We start from the raw sequence: 18,952 nt of genomic DNA, 5'->3' as shown, positions 1-18,952 counted from the left end.
GAGTTATTTCAATGCACAGGTAAGCAACGAAACTGATCTCCCATTAGGAGGTACATATAATCCGACTATCCAGGAACTGCTCAGCCAATATCAGAATCAGCCAATTGGAACCCTTACAACCACATATACCGTAACAACCACAAGCGGTGAAGAATCAGTTGTAATTTCTGTAGAGGTTATTCAATCCCAAACTGCTGAAGCTGGAACTATTGCAGATAGAACTGTGGCATGTGGATCAACTGACATCATAATTCTTGATGATTCTATCTTAAGTAATAATGCCACACCGGGAGGAACTTTTTCTGCCGATCCAGGAGTACTGAATGCAGATGGGAATTTTGATCCCACATCACTTGATCCTGACACTTACCTGATTACCTATACAGTAATCGGGTCAGAATGTGTAACAGGAGAGGACTCTGTAACCTTCGAAATAACCATACCTGAAGGAGATTTTGAAGATAATCCTGTTATAGGCGATGTTTGTTACAATGAGATAGAAAATCCCACTGTACAAGGTTTCAGAACCTTCTTTAGCAATTTAGTTAATCTTAACACCGATTTAGCTACTGGAGGATCTTTTGACCCAACTATGGAAACTTTAGTTTCTCAATATGAAAATGATCCTTACAGCATATACAACACCACTTATTCAGTTCCTACAGAATGCGGAACTGCCTCTGTGGACTTGGCAATAACAGTCCTTGAGAACCCAGACGCAGGTCAGGACGGAAACCTGATTTTCGCTGTAGGCGAAACCGACGCAAAAGACCTGTTCACAGGATTGAACGGTACACCTGAAACTGGCGGAACGTGGACAGATTCTGATGGAAATGAAGTAGATGGTTCTTTTGACCCTACTACTGATACTCCGGGAGTTTACACTTATACTCTTACTAATGTAAATGATTGTTCAGCATCTGCAACTGTTACAGTTACTGTTGAACAGGATACTACAGCTTGTCCTGATGTCACTGACACTACTCCGGATTTCTGTCCGGGAGCTACTGTCGCACAACTGGAGCCGGCAGATGCTAACTGGTACGATACTGCTGATGGAACAACTCCATTGTCAGATGATACCGCTCTTACAGATGGAGGTGTGTACTATGCAGGCGATGCTGCTGGAGAATGTCCTGCAAGAGTAATGGTCACCGTAACAATTCTGGATGCGCCAGCCGCTCCAACCGTAGCAGATTTCTCTGACTGCGTAGTTACAGGAGCAACAGTTGCTGACCTGGATATTACCCCAGACACTGATGCAACCTTTACTGTATATACTGATGCTGCACTTCAAACTCCGGCAGCTGATACAGACCTGCTGGTCGACGGAACGTACTATGTAACTCAAACTTCGGCAGCAGGATGTGAGTCCCCGGCCGCAGAACTTGATGTGACTCTTACAGACAGTAATGCTCCAACATTAGTTGCTGGCGGAAATGTCTTCTGTGAGTTCGACCGTGCAACTCTTGCTGATCTGGAAGAGAATGTAAATGCTAATGGTTCCATCACCTGGTATACAACAGCAACTGGTGATGAGACTTACAGCACTTCTGAAGTTCTTTCAAATAACGTGACTTATTACGCATCTGTTACTCCAAATGGAGATTGCGAAAGTTCACAGCGCTTAGTAGTAACTGTTACTCTTGAGTCTTGTGATATAGTCATTCCGGAGATCTTCTCTCCTAACGGAGACTCTATTAACGATACATTCGTGGTGAAAAATCTTGCTGCGGAATATCCAAACTACAAGATGGAGATCTACAATAGATGGGGAGAACCTGTTTACATGGGTAATGCTTCTACTCCGGCATGGGATGGAACATCTACCGAAGGATCTTTTGGAGACGGAGTTTTACCAGTAGGCGTATATTTCTATTTAATATACTTCAACGACGGACAGACCGCACCAGTTCAAGGTAGACTATACTTAAGCAGATAATTTTGAAACATTTGAAATATATGAGAAATTCAATCATAAAAATCTTTATCGTTGCCTGCATTGCCCTTTTTTCTATAAAGGGTAATGCGCAACAAGATCCAATGTATACCCAATACATGTATAACATGAGCGTGATCAACCCCGCTTATGCGATAGACGACCTGGGTATGCTTAACGTTGGAGGCCTTTACCGCAACCAGTGGGCGGGAATGGAAGGAGCGCCTGAAACGGCCAACTTCTTCGCACATACCGGCCTTACCGAAAGACTGGAAGCAGGTCTTTCCATTGTTCATGATGAAATAGGTGGCATTGTCAAGGAAAATAACCTTTACGCTGATGTTAACTACATCCTGCCAGTAACTGAAAGTTCAAAATTGTCTTTTGGTATAAAAGCGGGTGTGACTTTCTTTGATGCCAACCTTACCGGACTTGAAACAGGAAATCCTGATGTTGTGGATCCAGCGGCACAGAACATAAGTGAAGCCTTCCCTAACTTTGGAGTAGGTGCTTACTGGTTCGGTGATAACTATTACGTTGGACTTTCAGCTCCAAACCTTTTTACCTCTAAACACTTAGAGAATGAAACCGGACTGGCCAGATTGGGAGAAGAGAACATCCACTACTTCCTTACAGGTGGATATGTTTTTGACCTCAACCAGAACGTAAAACTGAAACCAGCATTTATGACGAGAGCCGTAAAAGGTGCTCCACTTTCAGTTGATGTTACTGCAAACGTTTTGCTGTACAACCGCTTTGAAGCCGGAATTGCTTATCGTTTTGATGAAACAGTAAGTGGTTTGGTTAATTTCAGGGTTACTCCAGAATTAAGAATTGGGTATGCCTATGACTACACTACCGGAAATCTTGGTGATTTCAATGACGGAACCCACGAGATCATGGTCCTGTTTGACCTGGATCTTTTAGGACTGGCTAAAGGTTATAATGTATCCCCAAGATTCTTCTAAAAACTCGACCTATGAAAAAACTATATACCACACTTTTTATGATAATGGTCGGAATGTCTGTCTTTGCACAGAGTTCCGAATTAAAGAAAGCCAATAAGCTCTTTTTACAGAGAGCTTATATGGATGCTTCTGAACAATACCGCCTGGTCGCAGATAAGAATCAGGAAGTGTTGCAAAAACTTGGTGACTCTTATTTCTTCACAAACCGTATGGCGAATGCTGAAGAGACCTACAGAACCCTGTTTTTGAGACATGAAGGCAATGTTGATCCAATTTATAAATTTCGTTTCTCGCACGCTTTAAGAGCTGCAGGGAAATATGATGAAGCCGCTAAATATTTGAGCGATTATCTTGGTAAGGAAGTTGATTTTGAAGAATGGACTACAAAACTGGATACTGCAGTTTCCCATACCTACAACACAAACCAGGTAATGCAGAATGCTGCTTCTTCTGACTTCGGAATTACTTTTATGGGTGATCGCGTAGTATTCGCTTCCACTAGGAATCAGGACAGACCAATCTACAAATGGAACAGAAAACCATATCTGGACCTTTATGTAGCTGATATTTCTGAAGACGGTAAATTGAGCAACATTTCCCTTTTTGGAGATGAGATCAATACTGATACTCATGAAAGCTCTGCAGCTTTTACGAAGGATGGAAAAGTTATGTACTTTGACCGCACCAACGAAAGAAGAGTTAAGACAGAATGGTCTGAAGTGCCTGTTGCCACTATCAGGATCTATCGTGCAGAAATGGAAGATGGAAAATGGACAAACATTGAAGCCCTTCCTTTTACCAGCGATCAGTATTCTACAGAGCACCCAACCCTAAGTCCTGACGGCTCTACTCTTTACTTTGCCAGCGACATGCCGGGTTCTTTAGGTTCCTTTGATATCTACAGCGTTAGCGTAAACGAAGATGGAACTTTTGGTCCGCCTGTAAATTTGGGACCAAATGTGAATACTGCCAACAGAGAGCAGTTCCCATTCGTAGGAGAAGATGGTACTCTTTACTTTGCTTCTGATGGCCGAATTGGCTTCGGAAACCTTGATATCTTCAAAAGTGAGCCGGAAAATGGTTCTTTTGGAGAAGCGCAAAACCTTGGAAACACTTTAAATAGTGAATTCGATGATTTCGCTTTCGTCATGAAAACAGGTGAAGAAAAAGGATACCTTGCTTCCAACCGAAGAGGTTCAGATAACCTTTATGCTTTCAGCCGTAAGGAATATGAAAAACCAGTACTTCCGAAGGAAGAAATAGAGATCAACCCGGAGACAGGAAGAAGACAGATCGCCAATGTTGGTAACATCTACTTCGATTTTGATAAGGCTACCATTAAACCTGAATCAGAACCAACCCTGAACCGCGTAGTTGAGATCATGAAGAATTATCCAATGTTGAAGATCGAGATAGGCTCACATGCTGATGCACGTGGTTCTAACAAATACAATATGGATCTTTCTCAAAGAAGAGCTGAATCTACTTTAGAATACCTTGTTAAGAACGGAATCAGCCGCGACAGGTTGATGCCTAAAGGCTACGGAGAAGAAGTACCACTTAACGACTGTACGAAACCAAACATGTGTACAGAAGAGCAGTATGCTAAGAACCGTAGAAGTGAATTCACTGAAATAAGTGGAGACAATCCTTACTTTCAGGACAAACCTGAAGCAAAACAAGAAGACAACAACTAAGGCTTCTGACTAACCAACCAAAGAAAATGCCCCGGATATCCGGGGCATTTTTATTTATAAGGTATCAAAAATGGCATTACCAGCCTCTTTTAAATTGCCTCTAAAATTCACTTTTTTGGAGGGTATCCTTTTAGGGCTTGCGCAACAATAGCGTCAAAAGTTGCCTGACGCCTTTCCGGACTAGCATCCCAATCGAATTTAGAGTCCACTACGGCCTGCCATACCAATTCATCTCTCTTAGCGTCAATCAGATCAAAAGTAAGACGTAAGAAGGTCTCAGGGCCACCCAGCGGGATGCCACCGCTCACTCCTACTCCCACATTGCGTCCCGTGCCTCCTACTCCAATACCAACAGAACTTCTATTGGGCTCGCGGTATTCTTCGGAATACACATTGACAAAGAGATCAGGGTTTTCTGAAGGAGATAAATTCTTCTGTTGAAGTTGGTTTTCGAGGCTGTTCAATAACCTTCGGTCATCCAGCTCATTGAGGCCGGTGCGAAGGTCCTGATAGATCGCATAGGAATTATATTGGGAAAAATTGGTCTGTTGGTCGTAATCATAGACCGCTCTGGGCGTATTACAACTCACCAGTAAAATAAAAACCAAAAGTATTTTGAAAGCTTTCATAAGCTTGTTTTCCTTAAAAATAAGAAAAACAGCTTTTTCCAGGCCTCTGATTAACAGGATTTAACCAGCCTCCTGGTTCAGCATTTCCCAGAGTTTGTCCTTCAACTCTGTTAAGCCTTGCTGTGCTACTGAAGAAATGAATAAATAAGGGACGTCAAAGGCAGTATCAAGTTCAGCCTTAAGTTCGGTTTTAAGTTCGCTGTCAAGCATGTCACTTTTGGAAATTGCAATCAACCTGTCCTTATCCAGCATTTCAGGGTTGTACCGGCGTAGTTCATCCACAAGGATCTCATACTGCTTCGGAATATCAGGTGCATCAGCAGGGATCAGGAACAAAAGTGTAGAGTTTCGTTCGATATGTCTTAAAAAGCGATGACCGATACCTTTTCCTTCTGCTGCACCCTCGATTATTCCGGGGATATCTGCAACAACAAAAGTTTTAAAATCACGGTATTCAACGATCCCGAGATTTGGCTTTAAAGTAGTGAACTCGTAATCTGCTATTTTTGGCTTTGCAGCGGTAATTACAGATAAAAGAGTGGACTTTCCGGCATTTGGAAATCCTACAAGTCCAACGTCGGCAAGTATTTTGAGTTCGAGGGTAATATCTCTCTCCTCTCCGGGAATACCGGGCTGGGCATAACGCGGAGTCTGATTGGTTGACGACTTAAAATGCCAGTTTCCGAGACCTCCTTTTCCACCTTCGGCTATCACCAACTCCTGACCATCTTCGGTGATCTCGTGAAGTATCTCCTGAGTTTCGGTGTCTCTTATCACAGTCCCAAGCGGAACTTCAATATATTGATCTTCCCCATCGCCACCGGTACTGCGCTGTTTACTCCCGTGTTCCCCGTGACCGGCCTTAATATGCCTTTTAAATTTCAGATGAAACAAAGTCCAAAGGTTTTGATTACCACGCAAGATCACATGGCCGCCGCGACCTCCATCCCCACCATCGGGTCCACCTTTAGCGACATACTTTTCCCTGTGCAGGTGCGCAGAGCCTTTCCCTCCGTTTCCGGAAGCTACATGTATTTTTACGTAATCAACAAAATTCCCTTCAGTCATTATTCCTCAGCTGTTATAAAATTCTTATTAGGATTGGGGCTCCTCTACCAACTGGTCGATCACATCCTTTAATCTTTCGGTAATTTCAGAAATGCTTCCCACTCCATTAATTCCGAAGTATTTGTTCTCTTTAAGGTAGAACTGCTTTAAGATAGCAGTTTCTTCATAATATACCTTAATTCTTTTTCTGATCACTGCCTCATTGGCATCATCTGGTCTACCTGAAGTCTTTCCGCGTTCAAGAAGACGTTGCACCAGCAGGTCATCCTCGACCTCCAAAGCGATCATTGCACTTACCTGTGTCCCTTCCTCGTTAAGGAATTCTTCCAGGGCTTCTGCCTGAGCCACGGTGCGCGGGAAACCGTCAAAAATGAAACCGTTGCCGTCAAGCTCTGATCGAACCTCAGCTTTTAGCATATCGATGGTTACCTGGTCTGGCACCAACTGGCCTTTATCCATATAGGATTTTGCCATTTTGCCCAGTTCAGTTTCATTCTTGATATTATACCTGAAGACATCTCCCGTTGAAATATGCTTCAACTTGTAATGATCTTTCAGAATTGTAGCCTGTGTCCCTTTTCCGGCACCCGGAGGCCCGAACAGCACAATATTTGTCATCTTATTTTCTTTGAGTTTATAAACCTGTGTAAGATTACGCCCCAAACCATTATAGTCTAAACCATATCCCACAATAAAATCATTCGGAATTTCAATACCCACGTAATCAATTGGCAGAGTTTTCTTGTAGGCCTTTGGCTTATAGAAAAGTGTTGCGATCTTGTATTCCTTCACCTTTTCAGCCTTCAGGATCTTATCAAGACTCTCAAGGGTGTTCCCGGTATCCACAATATCTTCGATCACTACCACACTTCTGCCATCAAGCGGCTGGGTAAGCCCCATCAAAGCGTTGACATCTCCTGTTGAAGTCGTACCCTCATAAGAGGACAATTTCACAAAATTGACCTCACAATCTCCCTGGAAGCGTTTGATCACTTCGGAAGCAAAAAGAAAAGCGCCATTAAGAATCCCTAGAAAAACAGGTGTCTTTCCCGCAAATTCAGAATTGATCTGCGCAGCTACCTTCTCGATTCCGGCGTTGATTTCGTCTTCCGAAATAAATGGAGTAAATCTTAGATCGTGCAGTTGTACCAAAACAATTTATTTTTGGGAAGCAAAGATACATATTCCAACGAACTCCTAAAGGCAATCCTGCCGCATTTATCTGCCAATCTTGCGGCATTTCAGATTTTTAAAATTATTTTTGCTGAAATAGCTATTGAATGACCCGATATTTTTCTTCTGATTTTACAGTAGGGATCCTTGGAGGCGGGCAGCTTGGAAAAATGCTGCTTTACGACACCCGAAAGTTTGACATTCGTACAATTGTTCTGGATCCCAGTCCTGAAGCTCCCTGCCGCATTGCATGCGACCATTTTTTTCAGGGCGATTTAATGGATTTCAATACAGTACTGGAATTTGGCCGCAAAGCCGATGTTGTTACTTTCGAAATTGAAGGTGTGAATGTGGAGGCGCTGGAACAACTGGAAAAAGAAGGAAAAAAAGTCTATCCCTCCTCGGCTACTTTAAAAAAGATCCAGGATAAGTCGGTTCAAAAAAGCTTTTTTGAGAGTCATGGAATTCCTACAGCTCCTTTTAAAAAATACCAGTCAAAAAAGGCACTTTTGGATGCTATTGAAAAAGGGGAAATTCAGCTGCCCTTTGTATGGAAAAGTGCTACCGGTGGATACGATGGTCGCGGCGTGGCTGTTGTCCGTTCCAAAGAAACCGTCAATGAACTTTCTGAAGGCACCTGTATAGCTGAAGAATTAATTCCTTTCAAGAATGAACTGGCGGTGATCGTTGCCAGAAATCCTTCAGGCGATTATAAAACCTATCCGGTAGTGGAAATGGAATTCCATCCTGAAGCTAATCAGGTGGAATATGTGATCTGCCCGGCCCGGGTAGAAGCTTCAGTGGCTGAAAAAGCCCGAAAAATAGCTGAAAAAGTTTCCGAAGCATACCAGCACGTAGGATTACTTGCGGTGGAAATGTTTCAGACCAAAGATGATGAGATCCTTGTCAACGAAGTGGCCCCGAGACCTCACAACAGCGGACACTATAGCATTGAAGCAGCTTACACCAATCAGTTTGAACAACACCTCAGGGCAATTCTTGACCTGCCTTTGGGAAACACAGAGAGCAAGGCCGGTGGCGTGATGGTCAATTTGGTGGGCGCAGAAGGCTATACCGGCAATGTCATCTATGAACAAATTTCTGAAATCATGGAAATGAAAGGAGTTACCCCGCATATCTACGGAAAAAAGGTTACCAGGCCTTTCCGGAAAATGGGACATGTGACCATTATAAATGAAGATCTCGGGGAAGCCCGAAAAATTGCAGAAAAAGTAAAGAACCTGATCAAGGTGACAGGATCTGAAAAAATAAATCCGTAAAAACAGGCTTTATGAGCAAAGTTGGAATAATTATGGGCAGTACCAGTGACCTGCCCGTTATGCAGGAAGCAATCGATATTTTGGAAGAATTTCAAATTGAGGTCGAGGTGGACATCGTTTCTGCCCATCGCACTCCTGAAAAACTATTTGACTACGGAAAAAATGCACACACCAGGGGTATCAGCGTGATCATTGCCGGCGCAGGAGGTGCAGCTCACCTTCCGGGAATGGTGGCTTCCCTCTCTCCGCTTCCGGTGATTGGCGTGCCTGTGAAATCCAGCAATTCGATTGATGGATGGGACTCTGTCCTCTCTATTCTTCAAATGCCCGGCGGAGTTCCGGTGGCTACTGTGGCTCTCAATGGCGCTAAAAATGCAGGAATACTGGCCGCTCAAATTATTGGAAGCTCAAATGACAAAGTACAGAAGAGGATCATTGACTACAAAGAAGGCCTCAAACAAAAAGTCATTGAGGGTGCCAAAAAGGTAAAAAAGTAAAGCCACGTTCTCACGTGGCTTTAGAGTAGCAAAGTTGTTTTAATAGTATTTATTAACCATTCTAAATATATTAATCAAAAACCTAAGTGCTACTTCTCTTTAATGTCGTTTTTAATAGATGACGTTAAAGTAATTAAAAAAGCGAAGAAAATCACAAATTCCAGCCAAAATTTCCTTAAAAAGTCTGGATTTTGGATCCAAACATTAACATTATGACTCACAATAATCCACTTTTAGAATCATTTGACACCGCTCCCTTCAGCAAAATAAAGACTGAGCACTTTAAACCTGCAATTGAAGAAGCTATAAAAATAGCACGGGAAGAGATCGGGAAAATAACTGCTTCAGAAGAGGAACCTACTTTTGAAAACACCGTTGAGTCATTGGAATTTGCAGGAAGCAAGTTAGACCGTATCACCAGCATCTTCTTCAACCTCAATTCTGCAGAGACCAATGAAGAAATTCAAAAGCTGGCCCAGGAGATTTCTCCGATCCTAACTGATTTCAAAAATGATGTGATCCAGGATCCGGAGCTATTCAAAAAAGTAAAGGCTGTCTACGATAAGAAAGACACTTTACAACTCACTATAGAACAGGACACTCTTTTAGATAAGAAATATAAAATGTTCACCAGGAACGGGGCCAATCTCGATGCGGCAAAAAAAGAGGAGCTCAGAAAACTTGACAAAGAACTGGCTTCCCTGAGTCTCAAGTTTGGCGAAAATGTGCTGGCTGAAACGAATCGATACGAGTTACATCTCACAAACGAAAAAGATCTCAAAGGCTTACCAAAAGGCGTTATAAGCGCAGCAAGATCCCTGGCGAAGTCAAAGGACAAAGAAGGTTGGATCTTTAATTTGCATTACCCCAGTTACCTTCCGTTTATGAAGTATGCTGCCAACAGGGAACTGAGAAAAGAAATTTCCATTGCCTTTGGCGCAAAAGGATTCCATGGTGATGAACTTGACAACCGGGAAAATGTTTTGCGAATTGTGAAGCTTAGACATCAGAAAGCGAACTTACTGGGATTCCCTACCTACGCTCACTTCAAACTGGAGGAGCGAATGGCAGAAACTCCTGAAAAAGTAAATTCTTTCATGGACGAATTGCTGGAAAAGGCAAAACCTGCAGCAGAAAAAGAATTTAAGGAACTGGAAAATTTCGCCAAAGAGCTGGAAGGAATTGGCCGCCTTGAAAAATGGGATGGCGCCTACTTTGGTGAAAAACTGAAACAGAAATTATTTGATGTTGATGACGAGCAGCTCAAGCCTTATTTTGAACTCAACAATGTCATAAAAGGGGTTTTTATAGTCGCAGAAAAGCTATACGGACTCAAATTCAAAGAAGTCTTTGATGTCGATACCTATCACCCCGAAGTACGTACTTTCTGGGTTACAGATGAAAAAGGCAGGGATATTTCCCTTTTCTATGCTGATTTCCATCCTCGGGAAGGAAAGCGTGGGGGTGCATGGATGACATCTTATAAATCCCAATATCACCGGCATGAAAAAAATGAGCGGCCGCATATTTCCATTGTTTGCAATTTCACCAAACCTACCGAAGAGGAACCATCTTTATTGACTTTTACAGAGGTGACCACCCTTTTTCACGAATTTGGACATGCCCTGCACGGAATGCTTGCCGATACCATTTACCCAAGTACTTCCGGAACCAATGTTTTCTGGGATTTTGTGGAACTGCCAAGCCAGGTGCTGGAGAACTGGTGCTATGAAAAAGAAGCCCTTCAGTTATTCGCGACTCATTACGAGACCGGAGAGGTCATCCCCGATGACTTAGTGGAAAAGATCAAAAAATCTGCGACTTTTCATGAAGGCATGGCTACCGTTCGGCAGCTAAGTTTCGGAATGTTGGATATGAGCTGGCATAGTATAGATCCTTCAGGAATAACAAATGTCAAAGCTCATGAGGAAAAAGCCTTTGAACCTACAAACCTGTATCCAGAGGTCAAGGAAAACTGCATGAGCACCTCCTTCTCCCATATTTTTCAGGGAGGTTACGCCGCAGGGTATTATTCCTATAAATGGGCCGAGGTTCTTGATGCTGACACTTTCGAATACTTCACCGAAAAAGGCATTTTTGACAGGGAAACCGCCAACAAATTCCGGGAAACCATTTTATCACAGGGAGGAACAGAACACCCAATGATCCTTTACAAACGCTTCCGCGGAAAAGAGCCGGAACCCGATGCCCTGTTGCGACGCGCCGGATTAATTCCTAAAAAGAAGTAGCTTACAGGCAATCAAAATAAAAGATTGCAAAAGTATTCTGCAATACTTCCAATATTTGTCAGGATTTTAACTGAATCTTTTACTAAATTTATAGTAAGAGTGAGGAAGTGGAAATGGCAGAAAATACTTTAGATCCCGAAAAATGGGTTGACAAATATTCCGACTATTTGTTCAACTACACCATTGTGCGGGTAAATGACAGGGAGGTGGCCAACGATATTATTTCTGACACCTTTCTCGCTGGTCTCAATTCCATGAAGAATTTCAAGGGCGAAGCTAGTGAGCGCACCTGGCTGATCTCAATATTGAAAAGAAAAATAATCGACTATTACCGAAAAATAAATTCAACCAAAGGCCGGGCAGAGGTGAAAATGGATTATCCCGAGTCTGAAGAAGGCGGTGAATGGCTGGAAGAAAAAGTAGCTGATCTTTCTGATCGCACTGCAGAAGATGAAATGGAGAACAAGGAGTTGGGGCTGGCGATCCTGGAATGTATGGATCAGTTAACAGACAAACAGGCCGAAATTTTTAAAAAGAAAACAATTGATGGAATAGATACAGAGGCTATCTGTAATGAATACAAAATTAGTCCGTCTAACTTATGGGTAATAATTCACAGGGCCAGAATCTCTCTGGTTAAATGCCTGGAGAAAAACTGGTTTTAAAATGAAGCGAACAAATCTCGTCGGGTTAACTTGCGCAGAAGCTGCAGTGCTCTGCAACAAAGCTGAATATAAAGAAGCAAGTTCTTTAGATAAGTTAAAGTTAAAACTCCACCTCTTTTTATGTAAGACTTGTGATGAATACTATGAGGATAATCGAAAATTGAGTTCCCTTATTAATAAAGCCGATCTTAAATTCTGTACTTCCGAAGAAAAGGAAGCATACAGGCAACGTTTAAAAGAAGAACAGTTATTAACTCTTAAAGATCAAGAGGAAAAGTAACCAGAAGATTGGAATCCCTTCCACCCAGAAAGATGCATAATAGGCAGATTGCCGCTCTTTTGCTTTCCACACCAAAATTCCGGATAATAGTGCCATCAGGACAAAACTTAGTATAGTCGCAGAGCTATAGGTACTCTTGAAAAATTCGGTTAAAACAACAAGACTCAGTAAAATGAGCCCCACAACCTTTGTTCCGGTCACCCCTACCCGCTGCGGAAGTGTTCCCAATTGCTTTAGATCGTACTTAAGATCCCTTATCTCAAAAGGCAGGATCCAGACCAGCACCAGTAAGAATCTTTGAAACAATTCAAGCAATACATCAAGAGACAATATCTCCACAGTATTTACAACCGGCAAAATTACTGTCACTCCGGCCCAGACAAAAGCAATAATAAAGATCTTGATCCCTGAGATACTTCTTAAGTTGCGTTTTTTACTGAAGACCGGGAGAGCGTAAAGCAACGTAAAGGTTCCAAAAATGGCAGTCCAGATCAAAATTTCCACCTCCACCAAAAAGCAAAACCAGATCAAAAAAAAGAAGCAAAAAAGGGAAAAAATCAGGATGATCTTTAAACCACTGGCCAGGCTTCTGTGATGCAATTTTGCAACACCGGCATACTTAACAAAATTGTACCCGGTAATAGTTCCAAAAAAGACAAATCCAAGCAGGGCGATATCAGCCGGGATATCGAAATGCAAAGCTGTGATCACAGCAAGAGCAACAACAGCTAAACCCACATGGATACTACTGTTGATGTAAAAATCGAAAATTTTCTGGAAGAAATTCATTTCAAAGATCTTACGCTCCTGCCATGAGTTTAAATTCATCACAAAAGTTAACAATACTTGGCGGTGAAATCATTAAAATTTAGGTATAAAATGTGTAATTTCGCGTCTCAAAACACAACTTTAATTTGATGAATACTTTTTCTTTTGCCTCTCGACATATAGGCCCCCGTGAGAAGGACCTTCAGGAAATGTTAAACACCATTGGGGTTGATTCCATGGATCAACTTATCTATGAGACTTTACCCGATGATATCCGCCTGAAAAAAGAACTGAATCTCGCACCTGCAATGAGTGAGCATGAATATCTTGCACACAATATAGCTTTAGCTGCCAAAAATAAGATTTTTAAAACTTATATAGGTTTAGGATACCACCAGGCCATTACGCCTGCTGTTATTCAACGCAACATCCTGGAAAATCCGGGATGGTATACCGCCTATACTCCTTACCAGGCCGAAATTGCTCAGGGAAGGCTGGAGGCTCTTCTTAATTTCCAGACAGTGATCGCAGATCTTACCGGAATGGAATTGGCCAATGCTTCGCTTTTGGACGAATCTACCGCCGCTGCCGAAGCTATGTCCCTTCTGTTTGAGGTAAGAGATCGTGATCAAAAGAAAAAGGAGGTGAAAAAGTTCTTTGTTTCTGAAGAAGTATTGCCTCAAACTATTGATGTTCTTAAAACCCGGGCTATTCCGCTGGGAATTGAACTGGTAATTGGAGATCATGAAGCTTTTGACTTTTCAGAAGATTTCTTCGGAATTTTTCTTCAGTACCCGGGAAAACTGGGTCAGGTATTTGATTATGCCGACTTTGTTACCCGCGCAGCTGAAAAGAACATTAGAACTGCTGTAGCTGCAGACCTTCTCAGCCTAGTAAAATTACGTGCACCGGGAGAATTTGGAGTAGACGTGGTGGTTGGGACTTCTCAACGCTTCGGAATCCCTCTTGGATATGGCGGACCTCACGCAGCATTTTTCGCTACCCGTGAAGAATATAAAAGAAGCATCCCCGGAAGGATCATTGGGGTAACCAAAGATACCGATGGTAATTACGCACTTAGAATGGCTCTCCAAACAAGAGAGCAGCATATTAAACGTGATAAGGCTACATCCAATATCTGTACTGCTCAGGTACTTTTAGCAGTTATGGCTGGTATGTACGCCGTCTACCACGGACCAAAAGGCTTGAAGTTCATCGCAACTAAAGTTCACCGTACTGCGGTAACAGTTGCTGAAAGTCTTGAAAAATTAGGTTACCACCAGCTGAATTCCTCATTTTTCGATACCGTACTTTTCAAGGCAGATGCTGCTAAGATCAGGGAGATCGCAGAAAGAAATGAGGTGAACTTCTATTACCCTTCTGCAGATGCTGTTTCCATTTCTTTGAATGAGGCTACAAATTTGGAGGATGTCAATACCATCATTTCAATTTTCGCGGAAGCCGCCGGAAAAGAAACTATTTCGGTTACTGAACTTTCCGAAGCAAATCATATCCCGGGATCTGTAGAAAGAAAAACAGAATTCCTCAAAAATGATGTTTTCAACTCGTATCATTCAGAAACTGAGTTGATGCGTTATATCAAAAAACTTGAAAGAAAAGACCTTTCTCTTAACCATTCCATGATCTCTTTAGGATCCTGTACTATGAAGCTGAATGCAGCTTCAGAAATGCTTCCTATCAGTTATCCGCAATGGGGAAATCTTCACCCGTTCGTACCACTTGATCAGGCCGAAGGTTATCAGATCGTCTTAAAGAGACTGGAAAATCAACTGACCGAGATCACTGGTTTTGCAGCCACTTCCTTGCAACCAAACTCTGGTGCACAGGGAGAATATGCAGGACTAATGGTGATTCGGGCTTACCATGAATCAAGAGGAGAATCACACCGAAACATCTGTTTGATCCCTTCTTCAGCTCATGGTACCAACCCTGCTTCCGCAGTAATGGCCGGAATGAAAGTGGTGGTTACAAAATCTACCGATACCGGAAACATTGATGTTGAAGACCTGAGAGAAAAGGCAATCAAATACAAAGATAACCTTGCTGCCCTGATGGTTACTTATCCATCTACTCACGGGGTATTTGAATCTGCAATTATTGAGATCATCAACATTGTTCATGAAAACGGCGGACAGGTCTATATGGACGGTGCCAATATGAACGCACAAGTTGGATTAACAAGTCCGGGAGTGATAGGTGCAGATGTTTGTCACCTCAACCTTCACAAGACCTTTGCTATCCCTCACGGTGGTGGTGGTCCCGGAGTAGGACCTATCTGTGTGGCCGAGCAACTGGTTCCATTCCTTCCCGGTAACCCGGTTATTCCAACAGGAGGAGATTTCGCTATTACCGCAATTTCTGCCGCTCCATGGGGCTCAGCTCTTGTTTGCCTGATCTCTTACGGATATATCACTATGTTGGGTGCAGAAGGATTGAAAAAAGCAACTCAGTATGCAATTCTTAATGCCAACTACATCAAAGCCCGTATTGAGGAGCACTACAAGACCTTGTACAGCGGGGAACGTGGTCGTGCAGCACACGAAATGATCGTGGATTGTCGTCCTTTCAAAGCAAAAGGAATCGAGGTAACTGATATCGCCAAGCGCCTTATTGATTACGGATTCCATGCACCTACCGTTTCTTTCCCTGTTGCGGGTACGTTAATGATCGAACCTACCGAAAGTGAGAGCAAGGCCGAACTTGACAGGTTCTGTGACGCTCTTATTTCTATAAGACAGGAGATCAATGAAGCCAGCGCAGAAGAGCCTAACAACGTTTTGAAAAACGCACCGCACACGCTGACTATGTTGACAGCCAATGAATGGAACCTGCCCTATACCAGGGAAAAAGCAGCATTTCCATTAGATTACATAGCCGATAATAAATTCTGGCCGTCAATAAGAAGGGTTGATGACGCCTATGGAGACAGGAATCTTATTTGTACCTGTGCGCCCATAGAAGAATATATGGAAGACTAAAATAGAAAACCGAAGGCCAGAAACCTTCGGTTTTTTTATCCAACTTTTTTACCTTTAACTAATTCTTAACTTTCCAACCTCATTTTTGCAAGAATATAAAATGAGACTGGAAAATTTTACTGCAGAATATTGATGTCATAAAAATGAATTTTTATTACTGAAATCCACCAATTTCCGTGGCTGTATTTACTATTTTTGAAAGAAGGACTCTATAATCGAATACATGATGAGCATAAAAATCACAGGCGTGGGAAGCTATATCCCAGAAAGAGTTGAAAAGAATTCCGATTTCCATGAGCACGAATTTCTTTATGAGGACGGCTCGAATTTCAGCCAGTCCAATGCTGTAATTATTGAAAAATTCAAGGCAATTACCGGAATTGTGGAACGTCGTTATATCCATAGCGAACTCAACAATTCAGATATCGCATACCTCGCCGCCATCAATGCGATCGAAGATGCCAAAATAGATCCTGAAGAGCTCGATTATTTAATTGTTGCTCACAACTATGGTGATGTTCTGGACAAGGATGTTCAGAGTGATACCGTGCCCAGCCTTGCCTCAAGGGTGAAGCACAAACTTCGCATTAAGAACCCGAAATGTGTGGCGTACGATATCCTTTTTGGATGCCCGGGATGGATCGAAGCGGTAATTCAGGCGAATGCTTTCATTAAAAGCGGACTTGCCAAAAAGTGCCTCGTTATTGGTTCTGAGACTTTATCAAGAGTGGTAGATAAACATGACCGCGATTCCATGATCTATTCAGACGGTGCAGGTGCAACAGTCATTGAAGCCAGTGATGAACCGGGAGGAATTCTGGCTCATGAGAGTGCTACCTATTCCTTTGAGGAAGCCAATTTTATTTTCTTCGGAAAATCATACAACCGCGACAATGATGATCCGCGGCGATATATAAAAATGCATGGCCGCAAGATCTATGAATTTGCACTAAGCCACGTACCGGCAGCTATGAAATCCTGTCTTGAACAAAGCGGAAAGAATATAAAGGATCTTAAAAAGATCCTTATTCACCAGGCAAACGAGAAAATGGATGAGGCTATCGTCAAGCGTTTCTACAAATTAATGGGAGCTGAAGCACCTGAAGGGGTGATGCCTATGAGTATAAACAAACTTGGAAACAGCAGTGTTGCTACAGTGCCCACTCTTCTCGACCTCATCCTCAAAGGAAAAATGAAGGATCAGGAACTGGTAAAAGGAGATGTGATCATGTTGGCAAGTGTAGGTGCCGGAATGAATATTAATGCCATTGTATATCAAGTCTAGATGTACGAGAAAACCTTTCCGGATAAAAGATATAGAGAAACCCTTCAATTTTTAGAAAATGTCGCTCCTCCCCCGGCTCGAATCCTCGATCTGGGAGTAAGGAACCCTTTTTCTGAAATTATGGAAAAAGCGGGTTATAAAGTGACCAACACCACCGGGGAAGATCTCGATCTTGACCAAAGTGCCGTCCAAACTACCGAACCGGAACTTGTAACGGCTTTTGAGATCTTCGAACATTTGCTGGCTCCTTTTAATGTGCTTCAGGAGATAAAAGCAGATAAAATCGTCGCCAGTGTTCCCTTAAAGCTTTGGTTCTCCCCCGCCTACAAGAGTAAGACCGATATGTGGGACAGGCATTATCACGAATTTGAAGACTGGCAGTTCGACTGGCTGTTGGAAAAAGCCGGATGGGAAATCAAAAAAAGACACAAGTGGACCAACCCGGTTAAAAAGATTGGACTTCGCCCTCTGCTGCGTCTCTTCACCCCACGATACTATATTGTCTACGCTGAACGAAAAAAATAATACTTCCCAAAAATGGCATTTTTGAGACGTCATTCAAAGGAGGCGGTAAAAATTGTAATTTAGCCGAAAGACCTTCTGCTTTTGAGAATTTATATTGTCATTCCGGCGCACAATGAAGCCGAATTTATTGGTCAAACCCTTGAATCCCTTTCGGAACAATCGCTGAAACCGGAAAAAGTTGTAGTGGCCGATGATCAATCTTCTGATGCCACAGCAGAAGTAGCCCTAAAATATTCTGACAAATTTCCTTCTCTTTCTGTCATTACTACAGAATCTTCTGAAGCTCATCTTCCAGGCTCCAAGGTGATCAATGCCTTCCAAAAAGGCCTCGATTCCCTTGACGATGATTATGACATTATCTGCAAGTTCGATGCAGACCTCATTTTTCCGCAGAATTACCTGGAGCAGATCAGCAAACATTTTGCTGAAGATCCAACAGTGGGAATGGTGGGAGGCTTTTGTCAGATCCTTCAGAAGAACGAATGGAAGCTGGAAAACCTCACCAACAAAGATCATATCCGCGGAGCTTTGAAAGCCTATAGAAAAGCCTGCTTTAAGGAAATCGGTGGCTTAAGAGCTTCTATGGGTTGGGATACCGTTGATGAATTGCTGGCACAGTATCATGGTTGGAAAATTGTCACTGATCCTTCCCTACAGGTAAAACATCTTCGCCCCACAGGCTTCACTTATAATAAAACGGCAAAATGGAAGCAGGGAGAAGCTTTTTATAAACTGCGCTATGGACTGTTATTGACAACTATCGCATCAGCTAAACTCGCATTGAAAAAGAAAAAGCCTCTTCTGTTCAAAGACTATCTCACCGGATATTTCAAAGCTGCCGCCAACAACACTCCTCGTCTGGTATCTAAAAAAGAAGGAGCCTTCATTAGAAGACTCCGTTATAATAAGATGCGAAAAAAGGTATTTTAG

Annotated in this window: 16 protein-coding genes; 12 read left to right on the top strand and 4 right to left on the bottom strand. The window is 42.5% G+C overall.

Features of this window, described 5'->3' with window-relative positions:
* The 3 genes from ACNORC_RS13575 to ACNORC_RS13565 all read left to right on the top strand — a co-directional run.
* Positions 1–1,942, top strand: a 1,942-nt coding sequence (locus tag ACNORC_RS13575) for a T9SS type B sorting domain-containing protein (protein ID WP_418336210.1), incomplete at its 5' end; no start/stop codon positions are given.
* 20 nt (positions 1,943–1,962) lie between these two features.
* On the top strand, positions 1,963–2,907 hold the full coding sequence (locus ACNORC_RS13570; protein ID WP_418336209.1) for a PorP/SprF family type IX secretion system membrane protein: 945 nt from the start codon (positions 1,963–1,965) through the stop codon (positions 2,905–2,907).
* Positions 2,908–2,918: 11 nt separating this feature from the next.
* The gene (locus ACNORC_RS13565; RefSeq protein ID WP_418336208.1) at positions 2,919–4,604 is read left to right on the top strand and encodes an OmpA family protein; all 1,686 of its coding nucleotides are present in this window, start codon (positions 2,919–2,921) and stop codon (positions 4,602–4,604) included.
* Between the two features lie 107 nt (positions 4,605–4,711).
* On the opposite strand, the gene ACNORC_RS13560 is transcribed toward ACNORC_RS13565, so the two are convergent.
* Genes ACNORC_RS13560 through ACNORC_RS13550 form a run of 3 tightly spaced genes read right to left on the bottom strand, consistent with a single transcriptional unit; the run spans position 4,712 to position 7,453 of the window.
* On the bottom strand, positions 4,712–5,233 hold the full coding sequence (locus ACNORC_RS13560) for a DUF4136 domain-containing protein (RefSeq protein WP_418336207.1): 522 nt from the start codon (positions 5,231–5,233) through the stop codon (positions 4,712–4,714).
* Between the two features lie 60 nt (positions 5,234–5,293).
* Positions 5,294–6,301, bottom strand: a complete 1,008-nt coding sequence (gene obgE / locus ACNORC_RS13555; RefSeq protein WP_418336206.1) for a GTPase ObgE — start codon at positions 6,299–6,301, stop codon at positions 5,294–5,296.
* 27 nt (positions 6,302–6,328) lie between these two features.
* Complete coding sequence (locus ACNORC_RS13550) at positions 6,329–7,453, bottom strand: adenylate kinase (RefSeq protein WP_418336205.1); 1,125 nt, start codon at positions 7,451–7,453, stop codon at positions 6,329–6,331.
* Positions 7,454–7,581: 128 nt separating this feature from the next.
* On the opposite strand from ACNORC_RS13550, the gene ACNORC_RS13545 reads away from it, so the two are divergent.
* The 5 genes from ACNORC_RS13545 to ACNORC_RS13525 all read left to right on the top strand — a co-directional run bounded on the left by ACNORC_RS13545 (position 7,582) and on the right by ACNORC_RS13525 (position 12,445).
* Positions 7,582–8,754 (top strand): 5-(carboxyamino)imidazole ribonucleotide synthase, encoded by a 1,173-nt coding sequence (locus tag ACNORC_RS13545; protein ID WP_418336204.1) that lies wholly within the window; start codon positions 7,582–7,584, stop codon positions 8,752–8,754.
* Positions 8,755–8,765: 11 nt separating this feature from the next.
* Complete coding sequence (gene purE, locus ACNORC_RS13540) at positions 8,766–9,251, top strand: 5-(carboxyamino)imidazole ribonucleotide mutase (protein WP_418336203.1); 486 nt, start codon at positions 8,766–8,768, stop codon at positions 9,249–9,251.
* Between the two features lie 212 nt (positions 9,252–9,463).
* Positions 9,464–11,500: a M3 family metallopeptidase gene (locus ACNORC_RS13535; protein WP_418336202.1), complete on the top strand. Its 2,037-nt coding sequence runs from the start codon at positions 9,464–9,466 to the stop codon at positions 11,498–11,500.
* A gap of 113 nt (positions 11,501–11,613) precedes the next feature.
* Complete coding sequence (locus ACNORC_RS13530) at positions 11,614–12,165, top strand: sigma-70 family RNA polymerase sigma factor (protein ID WP_418336201.1); 552 nt, start codon at positions 11,614–11,616, stop codon at positions 12,163–12,165.
* A gap of 1 nt (position 12,166) precedes the next feature.
* Positions 12,167–12,445 carry a hypothetical protein gene (locus ACNORC_RS13525; protein WP_418336200.1) on the top strand — a complete coding sequence of 93 codons (279 nt, stop codon included), beginning with the start codon at positions 12,167–12,169 and terminating at the stop codon, positions 12,443–12,445.
* Here the strand turns inward: ACNORC_RS13525 and ACNORC_RS13520 are convergent.
* A complete protein-coding gene (locus ACNORC_RS13520) occupies positions 12,416–13,273 on the bottom strand; it encodes a UbiA prenyltransferase family protein (protein ID WP_418336199.1) in 858 nt (285 codons plus the stop codon). The genes ACNORC_RS13525 and ACNORC_RS13520 overlap by 30 nt on opposite strands.
* Before the next feature lie 89 nt (positions 13,274–13,362).
* Here ACNORC_RS13520 and gcvP point away from each other — a divergent pair, with 89 nt between their 5' ends.
* The 4 genes from gcvP (at position 13,363) to ACNORC_RS13500 (ending at position 18,952) form a co-directional block, all read left to right on the top strand.
* The gene (gcvP, locus tag ACNORC_RS13515) at positions 13,363–16,212 is read left to right on the top strand and encodes an aminomethyl-transferring glycine dehydrogenase (protein ID WP_418336198.1); all 2,850 of its coding nucleotides are present in this window, start codon (positions 13,363–13,365) and stop codon (positions 16,210–16,212) included.
* A gap of 226 nt (positions 16,213–16,438) precedes the next feature.
* Entirely contained in the window at positions 16,439–17,497 is a 1,059-nt protein-coding gene (locus ACNORC_RS13510) for a 3-oxoacyl-ACP synthase III family protein (protein WP_418336212.1), read from the top strand.
* Positions 17,498–18,022, top strand: a complete 525-nt coding sequence (locus tag ACNORC_RS13505) for a class I SAM-dependent methyltransferase (RefSeq protein ID WP_418336197.1) — start codon at positions 17,498–17,500, stop codon at positions 18,020–18,022.
* An 81-nt stretch (positions 18,023–18,103) separates the two neighbouring features.
* Positions 18,104–18,952, top strand: coding sequence for a glycosyltransferase family 2 protein (locus ACNORC_RS13500; RefSeq protein WP_418336196.1), 849 nt, complete (start codon positions 18,104–18,106; stop codon positions 18,950–18,952).

Source organism: Salinimicrobium soli (assembly GCF_048323655.1).
Classification (GTDB): Bacteria; Bacteroidota; Bacteroidia; order Flavobacteriales; family Flavobacteriaceae; genus Salinimicrobium; species Salinimicrobium soli.
This window is presented reverse-complemented; position numbering and strand designations above follow the sequence as displayed.